This is a genomic window from Streptomyces sp. WM4235 (assembly GCF_001279725.1).
Classification (GTDB): Bacteria; Actinomycetota; Actinomycetes; order Streptomycetales; family Streptomycetaceae; genus Streptomyces.
In genome coordinates, this window is sequence record NZ_LGDE01000074.1 from 1 (window position 1) to 12187 (window position 12187).

Genomic DNA, 12187 nt, shown 5'->3' on the forward strand with positions numbered 1-12187 from the left:
TTCGCCCTCGAAGTCGCCCTCTACCGACTCCTCGAATCCTGGGGCATCAAGCCCGACCACCTCGCCGGCCACTCCATCGGCGAACTCGCGGCCGCACACGTCGCCGGAATCCTCACCCTCCCCGACGCGGCGAAGCTCGTCGCCGCCCGCGCACGGCTCATGCAGGCCCTGCCCACCGGCGGCGCCATGATCGCCGTCCAAGCCACCGAAGCGGAGATACTCCCCCACCTCGAAGGCCTCGACGACCGCCTCGCCATCGCCGCCATCAACGGCCCCACATCGGTGGTCGTCTCCGGCGACGAGGACGCGGCGCTGCACCTCGCGGAGCGGTTCGAGGCGCAGGGCCGCAAGACGAAGCGGCTCACCGTCTCGCACGCCTTCCACTCGCCGCGCATGGACGGAATGCTCAAGGAGTTCAGGGCGGTGGCGGCCGGTCTCACCTACGACGAACCCCGCATCCCCATCGTCTCCACCCTCACCGGCAAGCTCGCCACCGGCGACGACCTGCGCACCCCCGACTACTGGACCGACCAGGTCCGCGGCGCCGTCCGCTTCACCGACGCCGTCAGCGCCCTGGAAGCCCTCGGCGCCACCACCTTCACCGAGATCGGCCCCGACGCCGTCCTCACCGCCCTGGCGCAGAACATCTTGACGGACGCGGTTGCCGTGCCGCTGCTGCGGCGGGGTCGCCCCGACGCGGAGACCCTCGTCGCGGGCGTGGGCCGGCTGCACAGCCGCGGCGTCCGCGTCGACTGGGAGGCCTACTTCGCCGGTACGGGCGCCGAGCGGACGGACCTGCCGACGTACGCCTTCCAGCACGAGGCGTTCTGGTTGAAGGGCTCGGGTGCGGCGGCCGATGCCGGGTACGGCCTGAACCCGACCGGGCACCCGTTGCTCGGGGCGGCCGTCACCATCGCCGGGGCCGACCAGGTGCTGTTCACCAGCCGGCTCTCGGTGCGCTCGCACCCGTGGCTGGCCGAGCACGCCGTCTTCGAGTCGGCCGTGCTGCCGTCCTCCGCGCTGGTGGAGTTGGCGGTCCGGGCGAGCGACGAACTGGGGCTGGCCGGGCTCGCCGAGCTGGAGTCGAGCACCCCGGTGGTGCTGCCCGTACAGGGCGCCCTCCAACTCCAGTTGGGCGTGGGCCCGGTGGACGACTCCGGGCGGCGTCCCTTCACGGTCCACACCCGCGGTGACGAGGCCGAGGCCGGTTGGACGGCCCACGCGCACGGCGCCTTCGAGACCACCGGCGGGCAGCAGGTGCCCGCCGCGGTGGGCGGCGAGGCCGTCGAGGTCCGGCTGCCCGAGGAACTGCTGCCCGACGCGGCGGCCTACGAGCTGCACCCGGCGCTGCTGGAGGCCGCGCTCGCCGGGGCCGGCGGCTCAGGCGTGGCCGGCGCGACGAGGATTCCGGCCCGGTGGCAGGGTGTCCGGCTGCACGCGACCGGCGCGACCGCCGTGCGGGTGCGGATCGCCCCGCTCGACGGGGACGCGGAGGGGGCCGTGACCGTACGGCTCTCGGACGCGGAGGAGCAGCCCGTCGCCACGATCGAGCGGCTGGTGTTCCGGGACGTGCCGGACGAGGAGTTCACCGCGCGCGCCGGCGGCAACCTGCCGCTGTTCCGGGTGGACTGGTCGGCGACCGCGCTGCCCGAGCCGGGCAGCCGGGTCCGCTGGGGCGTCCTCGGAGCCGCCGAGGGTGGTTTCGACGGCCCGTCCTTCGAGGAGGTGGCGGCGGTCGGCAAGGCCGCCGAGGCCGGGGCCGCCGTGGACGCGGTGGTGGCCCGGATCGCGCCGGACACCTCGGGTGACGTGGTGGGCGCGGCCCACGCGGCGGCGCGGCAGGCCCTGTCGCTGGCGCAGGACTGGCTGGCCGACGACCGGTTGGAGGCGACCCGTCTGGTGGTCCTCACCCGGGGCGCGGTCGACACCGGTTCCGAGGGGGTTCCCGAGCCGGGCTCGGCCACCGTGTGGGGGTTGCTGCGTTCCGCGCAGGCCGAGGCCCCGGACCGGATCGTGCTGGTCGACCTGGACCACGCGGACGCCGGCGCGGTGCCGGTGGACGCCCTGTCCGCCGTACTCGCCTCGGGCGAGCCGCAGGCGGCGCTGCGCGGCGGCGAGGTGCTGCTGCCGAGGCTGCGCCGCGTGGTCTCCGAGAGCGAGGGCGCGCCGACCCCGTGGGGTCCGGAGGGCACCGTGCTGATCACCGGTGGTACCGGGGCGCTGGGCGCGCTGTTCGCCCGGCACCTGGTCGCCGAGCACGGCGTGCGGAACCTGCTGTTGGTCAGCCGCAGTGGTGCGGACGCCGCAGGCGCGGCGGAGTTGCGGGCCGAACTCGGGGCGCTCGGCGCCCGGGTGACGCTGTCCTCCGTGGACGTCTCCGACCGGGACGCGCTGGCCGCGGCCCTGGCGGCGATCCCGACGGAACATCCGCTGCGGGGCGTGGTGCACGCCGCGGGTGTCCTCGACAACGGTCTGGTCGCGGCGCTCGGACCGGACAGTCTGGCGGCCGTGCTGCGTCCGAAGGCGGACGCGGCCTGGCACCTGCACGAGTTGACGCGGGACCTGGGGCTGTCGGCCTTCGTGTTGTTCTCCTCCAGCGTCGGTGTCATCGGTGGCCCCGGCCAGTCCAACTACGCGGCGGCCAACGCCTTCCTGGACGGTCTGGCCGCGCATCGTCGGGCCCTCGGGCTGCCGGCGACCTCACTGGCCTGGGGCCTGTGGGACCTGAGTCACGGAATCAACGCGGGTCTGGACGAGAACGACCTGAAGCGGTTCGGCCGCGAGGGCTTCCGGCCGGTCACCCCGCAGGAGGGAGGTGGTCTCTTCGACGCGGCCGCGGCCGGCGGCAGCCCGGCGGTCGTGGTGCTCCCGGTCGACCTGTCCGCGATGCGGGCGCACGGCCTGGTGCCGCCGGTGTTCCGGTCCCTGGTGCGGGTGGCGAACCGGCGCGCGGCCCAGTCCGGCACGGGCTCCGTGGAGCTCCTCGCGACCCGGCTGGCCGGGTTGTCGGCGCTGGAGCGGCACCAGATGGTGCTGGACCTCGTACGCGGTGAAGTGGCCACGGTGCTGGGGCACTCGGGCCAGGACGCGGTGCAGGCCGACCGGGCGTTCCAGGAGATGGGCTTCGACTCGATGACGGCGGTGGAGCTGCGCAACCGTCTGGGTGCGGCGACGGGGGTGAGGCTGTCGGCCACGGTGGTCTTCGACCACCCGACGCCCACCGCCCTCGCGGACCACGTGCTCGGCGAGGTGGCGCCCGACGGCGCCGGCGACGCGTCGGCGCCCGTGATGGCGGACCTCGACCGGGTGGAAGCGAGCCTGACCGCCCTCCTGGAGGACGTCCAGGCGCGCTCCACGGTCTCTGTACGGCTCCAGGCGATCCTGTCCCGGCTGAACGAGGCGACGGGAACGGCCGCGGGCCCGGACCTGGCGAGCACGATCGAATCCGCTTCCGCGGACGACCTCTTCGACTTCATCGACAACCAGCTCGGCCGTTCCGCGAACTGATGGTCCCGACGTACGCAGCTCTGAGGAGAAGTTGATTTCGCATGTCCAATGAGACCAAGTCCAACGAACCGGCAGCGTCCACGGACCAGGCTGTTTCCAAAGAACAGAAGATGGTCGAGTACCTCAAGTGGGTGACCACCGACCTTCAGAAGACGAGGCAGCGGGTCGCGGAACTGGAGGCCGGCCAGGACGAGCCGGTCGCGATCGTCGGCATGGCCTGCCGTTTCCCGGGCGGGGTGACCTCTCCGGAGACCCTGTGGAAACTGGTCATGGACGAGGCCGACGGGATCACCGACTGGCCCGAGGACCGCGGCTGGGACATCGACGCCCTCTACGACCCGGAGCGCGGCAAGCCGGGCAAGTCGTACACGAAGAAGGGCGGGTTCCTTGAGGGCGCGGCCCTCTTCGACCCCGGCTTCTTCGGGATCTCGCCCCGTGAGGCGCTCGCCATGGACCCGCAGCAGCGGGTGCTGTTGGAGACCGCGTGGGAGACCTTCGAGCAGGCGGGCATCGACCCGACCTCGCTGCGGGGCACCCCGGTCGGCGTGTTCGCGGGCGTGGTGGAGCAGAGCTACCTGGGGCTGGAGGGTCCCGAGGAGCTTGAGGGCTACCTGATGACGAGCAAGTTGAGCGCCGTCGCCTCGGGCCGCATCGCGTACTCCTTCGGTTTCGAGGGCCCGGCCGTGTCCGTGGACACGGCGTGCTCCTCCTCGCTGGTGGCGCTGCACCTGGCGGTGCAGTCGGTCCGCAAGGGCGAGTCGTCCATGGCCCTGGCGGGTGGTTCGACGGTGTCGGGCAACCCGAGCGGGTTCGTCGACTTCTCGCGGCAGAACGGGCTGGCGGAGGACGGCCGGATCAAGTCGTTCGCCGCGGCGGCCGACGGCACCGCCTGGTCGGAGGGGGTCGGTCTGCTGCTCGTCGAGAAGCTGTCGGACGCCCGGCGCAACGGCCACGAGGTCCTCGCGGTGATCCGCGGCAGCGCGGTCAACCAGGACGGCGCCTCCAACGGGCTGACCGCCCCCAACGGCCCCTCCCAGGAGCGGGTCATCCACCAGGCGTTGGCCGCCGCGAAGCTGTTCGCGGCCGACGTGGACGCGGTGGAGGCGCACGGCACCGGGACCCGGCTGGGCGACCCGATCGAGGCGCAGGCGCTGCTGGCCACCTACGGGCAGAACCGCCCGGCGGACCGGCCGCTGCACCTCGGCTCGTTGAAGTCGAACATCGGGCACAGCGTCGCGGCGGCCGGCGCGGGCGGCGTCATCAAGATGATCATGGCGATGCGGCACGGGGTGCTGCCCAAGACCCTGAACATCGACGAGCCGACGCCGATGGTCGACTGGGACGCGGGCGCCGTCTCCCTGCTGACCGAGGCCCGCCCGTGGCCCGCCGGCGGCGCCCCGCGCCGCGCCGGCGTCTCCGCCTTCGGCGTCAGCGGCACCAACGCCCACGTCATCCTGGAGGAGCCGCCGACCGAGGAGGCCTCCGACGAGCCGCAGCCGGCCGGCGACGCGCCCGTCCGCGCGCTCCCCTTCCTGCCGTGGACGCTGGGCGCGAAGACCCCTGACGCGCTCGCCGACCAGGCCCGGCGCCTGCTGGAGCTGGTGGAGGCCGACGCCGGACCCTCCCCGCTGGACGTGGCGTACTCGCTGGCCACCGGCCGCGCGGCGCTGGAGCAGCGCGCGGCGGTCGTCGGCGCCGACCGGGACGCGCTGCTGGAGGGCCTGCGCTCGCTGGCCGCCGGCGCACCGGACGCGAGCGTGGTGCGGGGCGCGAAGGCGGGCGGCCACACGGCGTTCGTCTTCACCGGGCAGGGCGCGCAGCGTGCCGGGATGGGCGAGGAGCTGTACGCGCACTTCCCCGTGTACGCCGAGGCCTTCGACGCGGTCGCGGCCGAGCTGGACAAGCACCTGGACCGGCCGATCCGCGAGGTCATCGCCTCGGGCACGGACCTGGACGAGACGGGCTACACCCAGCCGGCCCTGTTCGCCGTCGAGGTGGCCCTGTACCGCCTCGTCGAATCCTGGGGGATCACCCCCGACCACCTCGCGGGGCACTCCATCGGCGAGCTGACGGCCGCCCACATCGCGGGCGTCCTCGACCTCGCGGACACCGCGAAGCTGGTGGTCGCCCGGGCGAGGCTGATGCAGGCCCTGCCCACCGGCGGCGCCATGATCGCCGTGCAGGCCACGGAGGCGGAGGTCCTGCCGCTCTGGAGGACCGGCTCTCGATCGCCGCCGTCAACGGCCCGACCTCCGTCGTCGTCTCCGGCGACGAGGAAGCCGCCCTCAAGGTCGCGGACAAGATCGCCGAACTGGGCCGCAAGAGCAAGCGCCTGACGGTCTCGCACGCCTTCCACTCCCCCCACATGAACGGCATGCTGGAGGAGTTCCGGAAGGTCGCGGCCACCCTCACCTACAACAAGCCGCAGCTGCCCGTCATCTCCACCCTCACCGGCAAGCTCGCCACCGGGGACGACCTGCGCACCCCCGGCTACTGGACGGACCAGGTCCGCGGCGCCGTCCGGTTCACCGACGCGGTCCGCACCATGGAGCAGTTCGGCGCGACGACCTTCGTCGAGATCGGCCCCGACGCCGTCCTGGCCGGGCTGGTCCGCGACACCCTCACCGACGCGACGGCCGTACCTCTGCTGCGCCGGGGCCGCCCCGACGCCGAGACCCTCGTCAGCGGCCTCGGCCGGCTCCACACGGCGGGCGTTCCCGTCGGGTGGCGGGAGTTCTTCGCCGACACGGGCGCCCGCCGCGTCGACCTGCCGACGTACGCCTTCCAGCACGAGCGGTACTGGGTCGAGACCAGCGGGATCGTGGCCGACGCCTCCGACCTGGGCCTCGAATCGGCGGACCACCCGCTGCTCGGCGCCGCGGTCACCATCGCCGGCTCCGACCAGGTCCTGTTCACCAGCCGGCTCTCGCTGCGCACCCATCCCTGGCTCGCGGACCACATCGTCCTGGGTCAGATCCTGGTGCCGGCGACCGCGCTGATCGAGATGGCGATCCGCGCCGGCGACGAGCTGGGCAGCACCGTCCTCGACGACCTGTCGATCCTCGGCCCGCTGGCCCTGCCCGAGAAGGGCGGCATCCACCTCCAGGTCAGCGTGGGCTCCGCCGCCGGCGGCGGCCGGCGCGAGCTGGCGATCTACTCGCGGCCCGACAACGCCGACGTGCCGTGGACCCTCAACGCCCGCGGCCACCTCAGCTTCCAGGGCGCCGACGAGCCGTTCGCGCTCACCGAGTGGCCGCCCGCCGGCGCCGAGGAGGTCCCGCTGCACGACGCGTACGAGAAGCTCGCCACGCAGGGCTACGTCTACGGCCCGGTCTACCGGGGCCTGGACGCCGTCTGGCGCCGCGACGACGAGGTGTACGCCGAGGTCAGCCTGCCCGACGGCAGCCGCACCAGCCAGGCCGGCTTCGGCCTGCACCCGGCCCTCCTCGAAGTCGCGCTGGCGGCCTCCTGCCTCGCAAGCTACGGCACCGTCCCCGAGGGCGCGGTCTGGATCTCCACCGACTGGAAGGGCGTCCGGCTGTACGCGACCGGCGCCTCCAAGCTGCGCGTACGGCTCTCGCTCGACGCCGACGACGCGCTGGTCGTCCAGCTCGCCGACCAGAGCGGACAGCCCGTCGCCCGGGTCGCGTCGGTCGCCTGCCGGGCCATCGCCGTCGGCGAGGTCTCCAACGCCCTGGCCCGCCGGCGCGACTCCCTCTTCCACGTCGACTGGGCGCCGTACCCGGTCGTCGCCACCGGGGACACCACGCACTGGGCGACCCTGGGCAAGGACGGTTTCGGGGACCGCCGGTTCACCGACGTGGCCCGGGCCGCGCGGGTCATCGGCGCGGGCGAACGCGTCGACGTCGTCCTGGCCCGCCAGGAGACCCCCGACACCGGGGACCGGGCCGCCGACGTGCACACGGCGGCCCGGGACGCGCTGGCCCTCGTACAGAACTGGCTGGCCGAGGAACGCCTCACCGACACCCGGCTGGTGGTCCTCACCCGGGGCGGCGTGGCCGCCCGCGACGAGGACGTCACCGACCTGGGCGCCGCCACCGTGTGGGGCCTGCTGCGCTCCGCGCAGTCCGAGAACCCCGGCCGGATCGTGCTCGTCGACCACGACCTCGACCTGGACGACCCCGCCGCCGACCCGTTCGCGGTACTGGCCTCGGTGGTCGCCTCCGGGGAACCCCAGTCGGCCGTCCGTGCCGGGCAGGTGCTGATACCGCGCCTGGGCCGGATCTCCGAGTCGGCCGCAGGCCGCACCGGTGAGTGGAACCCCGACGGCACCGTCCTGATCACCGGTGGCACCGGCAGTCTCGGCGCCCTGTTCGCCCGGCACCTGGTCGTCGAGCACGGCGTACGGAACCTGCTGCTCACCAGCCGGCGCGGTCTCGCCGCCGAGGGGGCGGGCGCCCTCGCCGCCGAACTGACCTCGCTCGGCGCCCGGGTGACCATCGCCGCCTGCGACGTCGCCGACCGGGAGGCGCTGGCCGCCGTACTGGCGGACGTCCCGCGCTCGCACCCGCTGACCGGCGTACTGCACACCGCCGGCGTCCTGGACGACGGGCTGATCGGATCGCAGACCCCGGAGCGGCTCTCGGCGGTGCTGCGGCCCAAGGTCGACGCCTCGTGGAACCTGCACGAGCTGACGAAGGACCTGGACCTGTCGGCCTTCGTGCTCTTCTCATCGATCGCGGCGGTCGTCGGCGGTCCCGGCCAGTCCACGTACTCGGCCGCGAACCACTTCCTCGACGGCCTCGCCCAGCACCGCAAGGCCCGGGGCCTCGCCGCGACATCGCTCGCCTGGGGCCTGTGGTCCCAGACCAGCGGCATGACCGGTCACCTCGACCAGGCCGACCTCCAGCGCATCGCCCGCAGCGGCTTCCGCCCCGTGGAGTCCGAGCAGGGCCCCGCCCTGCTGGACCTCGCGTTGGAGACCGGGCACGCGGCGCTGGTCGCCACCCCGATGGACCTCGCGACCCTGCGGGAGCAGGTCCAGGTACCGGTGCTGCTGAGCAAGCTGGTTCGCACGCCGGCCCGCCGGACCGCCCAGAACACCGAGGTCTCCACGGAGACCCTGGCGGACCGGCTGGCCGGGCTGGCGGCAGAGGAGCAGTCGCGGGCGGTGCTGGAGGTCGTCCTCGCGCAGGTCTCGGCGGTCCTCGGGCACTCCGACACCTCGGCGATCGACACCGGGCAGCCGTTCTCGGCGCTGGGCTTCGACTCGCTCACCTCGGTCGAGCTGCGCAACCAGTTGGGCACGGCCACCGGCCTCAAGCTGCCGCCCACGCTGGTCTTCGACCACCCGACGCCGCTCGCGCTCGCCGCGTTCCTGCACGGCGAGGTCGCCAGCGGTTCCGCCGCCCGCAAGGGAACGGACTACGCGGCGGAGATCCGGCTCGCCGACGACATCCGGCCCGCGCAGGAGGTCGTACGGACCGCCGTGGACCCGAAGGAGATCCTGCTGACGGGGGCCAGCGGCTTCCTCGGCGCGTTCCTGCTGCGGGACCTGATGCGCGGCACCACGGGCCGGGTGCGCTGCCTGGTCCGCGGCGAGGACGAGGCCTCGGCCCTGGAGCGGCTGAAGGCCAACGCCCGCTGGTACCGGGTGTGGGACGAGATCGACGAGGACCGGCTGTCGGTCGTCCTCGGCGACCTGGCCGAGCCGCGGCTCGGCCTGACCGAGGAGGCGTTCGACGCGCTCGCCCGCACCGTCGACGTGGTCTACCACAACGGCGCCCGGGTGCACTGGCTGCACCCGTACGAGACCCTCAAGGCCTCGAACGTGACGGGCACGGAGGAGGTGCTGCGGCTCGCGGCGCGCCACCGTACCGTCCCGGTGCACTACGTCTCCACCGTCGGTGTCTTCAACGGGGTGCGCGAGCCCGGCGTCCCGCTGAAGGTGACCGACCCGACCGGGCCGGCCGAGCCCCTCGCGAGCGGGTACCTGCGCTCCAAGTGGGTCGCGGAGCAGATCATCGGGCTGGCCCGGGACCGGGGCCTGCCGGTCTCGGTCTACCGCGTCGACGTGATCTCCGGCGACCAGGTCAACGGCGCCTGCCAGACCGCCGACTTCGTGTGGCTGACGCTGAAGGGGCTGGTCCAGTCCCGGAGCATCCCCAAGGGCACCGAGGGCCGCTTCCACCTGCTGCCGGTCGACTACGTCAGCGCGGCGATCACCGGCATCTCGCGGCAGCCCGGCGCGGTCGGCCGTACCTTCCACCTCTTCAACCAGAGTTCGCTGGCACTGACCCGGTGCGCCGAGTTCCTGCGCGGGCTCGGCTACGAGCTCGACGAGGTGAGCTGGGACAACTGGAACACCACGGTGAAGGCGGGCGACAACGCGCTGCTGCCGCTGTTGGACGCCTTCGAGATGATGACGTCCGACACCGACGGGTTCTACCCGCCGATCGACACCACCGAGACGGCGGCGGCCCTGGCCGGCACCGGCGTCGAGATCCCCGTGCTGACGAAGGAGCTGTTCGAGAAGTACGTCGGCTTCTTCGTCGAGGAAGGCCACTTCCCGGCGGCCCCGTGACGGGGGCGGCCACGAGAGAGCCCCGCCGGCCCGAGGCCGGCGGGGCTCTCCCCTTGCGTGCGGCACCGCGCGCGGTGTGGGGGCGCGGTGCCGCGGTGTGGGGAACCGTGTGTGAGGAATCGTTACGGCAGGCGGATGCCGAGGCGGTGCGAGAAGACGTCCCGCGGGTCCCACTTCGCCTTGGCCCGCTGGAGGCGCGGGTAGTTGTCCTTGAAGTACAGCCGGTGCCAGGGGACGCCCGAGGTGTTGAGCGTCGGATCGGCGATGTCGGCGTCCGCGTAGTTGATGTAGCAGCCGTCGTTGACCCCGCCCGGGCGGGGCACGCCGCCGGTGCTCGCGTACACGTCCGCGTAGGCCTCGCGCACCCAGTTCTGGTGCACCGCGTCGTCCGCCGGGTTCGTCCAGAGGCTGCAGTACAGCATCTTGGCGACGGAGTCCCGCTGGGCGGTGGCGGTGTCCGCGCTCGCCGTGTCGTTGATCCGGCCACCGAAGCTGACGAGGGCGATCATCCCGTACGGTCCCGGGTAGTCGGTGCGGGTCAGCTGCCGGTACATCGCCTTCAGCTGGTCCTGCGGCATCGCCTTGCGGATGTACGCCGACTTGGACTTCCAGCGCGGCACGGAGGCCTCGACGAAGCCGGACCACTCGGTGACCGCGTACAGCCACGGCGCCCGGTAGCGGTCACCGACGGTGTAGCGGACCCCGGTGCCCTCGGAGACGGCCGCGAGGAACCCGTCGAGCACCTGGTCGGCGTTGGGCGCCGCCGCGTCGATCTGGGTGCTCATCCGGAAGTAGCCGGCCGCCTTGTGCATCGCCTTGAACTGGCTGTAGAGGAAGCGGCCCGGGGCGCCGGGGCCCGAGTTGTTCTCGTGCCAGACGTTGAAGTTGTGCACGAGCCGGGTGAAGCTCGCCTCGTCCAGGTCGTCCCAGGACCAGCTGACGTCCGACAGGATCACCTCGGAGGGCGCCTTGGGCAGCAGCTTCGTCGGGTCGTCGCCGGTGGCGCCCGGGGAGCGCAGCCAGTACTTGGTGACGATCCCGAAGTTCCCGCCGCCGCCCCCGGTGTGGGCCCACCACAGCTCGCGGTTCGGGTCGTTCGCCTCACGGGTCGCGACCACCTTGCGGGCCCGGCCGTTCTGGTCGACGTGGACGACCTCGACGGCGTACAGGTGGTCGACGGTCAGTCCGCGCGAACGCGACAGCGCGCCGTATCCGCCGCCGCTGATGTGTCCGCCGGCGCCGACGGTCGGGCAGGTGCCGCCGGGCAGGACGACGCCCCAACGCTTGTAGAGGGTGCGGTAGACGGTGCCCAGCAGGGCGCCCGGCTCGACGGCGATGGCGCGCATCCGCGGGTCGTACGCGATGGAGCCCAGCCCGGCCATGTCGATGACGACACGGACCTCGGGGTTGGTCGTGAAGTCCTCGTCGCAGTGGCCGCCGCTGCGGACCACGACCTTGAGTTTCCGGTCGACGGCCTCCTGTACCGCGCTGACGACCTGGTCGGCGGAGCCGACGAGCCGGACGTAGTCGGGGGAGCCGACCCAGCGCTGGTTGGAGCCCGATATGAGGCCGCGGTAGCGCGGATCGGTACGGGTGACGGTGATCGGGGCGGGGACGGCCGCGCGGGCGGCGGCCTCCCCGGTGCCTTCGACGACGGCCGCCTCGGCGGTTCCCGCGGCCGCCACGACACCGATCGCGGGCACCGCCAGAGCGCCGCCGGTCAGCGCCGCGCCTTTCATGAGCACCCGACGGGACACATCGGTCATGACCGCATACCTCCATGAGACACGAGAGAAGAGCCGAAGAAGAGCGCCGGAGCAGAGCCGCGGCACGAGGACCGCGGGAGAACCCGGGGCGCGGCCACCCGACCACAACTCGGTCACCAGGCGTTCTCTGGCGGTCCTCGTGCGGTGATTACCTGCCGGTGGGCCGCCGGCGAGGAGCCGGGGCTACGTTTTTGACCGTCGATGGTTCGAACTGTCACCGAAGTTGAGGAGAGCGTTCGTGCGTAAGGTGCTGATTGCGAACCGCGGCGAGATCGCTGTCCGCGTTGCTCGGGCTTGCCGGGATGCGGGTATCGGGAGTGTGGCTGTCTACGCGGATCCGGATCGGGACGCTCTGCATGTGCGTGTGGCG

Annotated in this window: 3 protein-coding genes and 1 pseudogene; 3 read left to right on the forward strand and 1 reads right to left on the reverse strand. The window is 73.0% G+C overall.

Translation table 11 applies throughout. The features are described from left to right. Together ADK55_RS39650 and ADK55_RS08475 are read left to right on the forward strand one after the other, a co-directional pair. The coding region (locus ADK55_RS39650) for a type I polyketide synthase (RefSeq protein WP_159041321.1) at positions 1–3507 on the forward strand (3507 nt) is incomplete at its 5' end. A gap of 41 nt (positions 3508–3548) precedes the next feature. Further along, positions 3549–10051: pseudogene (locus ADK55_RS08475) on the forward strand (type I polyketide synthase). A gap of 122 nt (positions 10052–10173) precedes the next feature. On the opposite strand, the gene ADK55_RS08480 reads toward ADK55_RS08475, so the two are convergent. Beyond that, positions 10174–11817, reverse strand: coding sequence for an FAD-binding oxidoreductase (locus ADK55_RS08480; protein WP_053676863.1), 1644 nt, complete (start codon positions 11815–11817; stop codon positions 10174–10176). Between the two features lie 238 nt (positions 11818–12055). On the opposite strand from ADK55_RS08480, the gene ADK55_RS36150 reads away from it, so the two are divergent. Continuing rightward, on the forward strand, positions 12056–12187 hold a 132-nt coding region (locus ADK55_RS36150), incomplete at its 3' end, for a biotin carboxylase N-terminal domain-containing protein (protein ID WP_159041253.1).

What these genes read in the sequence shown, in the direction of transcription:
- ADK55_RS08480 (WP_053676863.1), bottom strand. Translation starts at nt 11,817, where the DNA reads ATGACCGATGTGTCCCGTCGGGTGCTCATGAAAGGCGCGGCGCTGACC.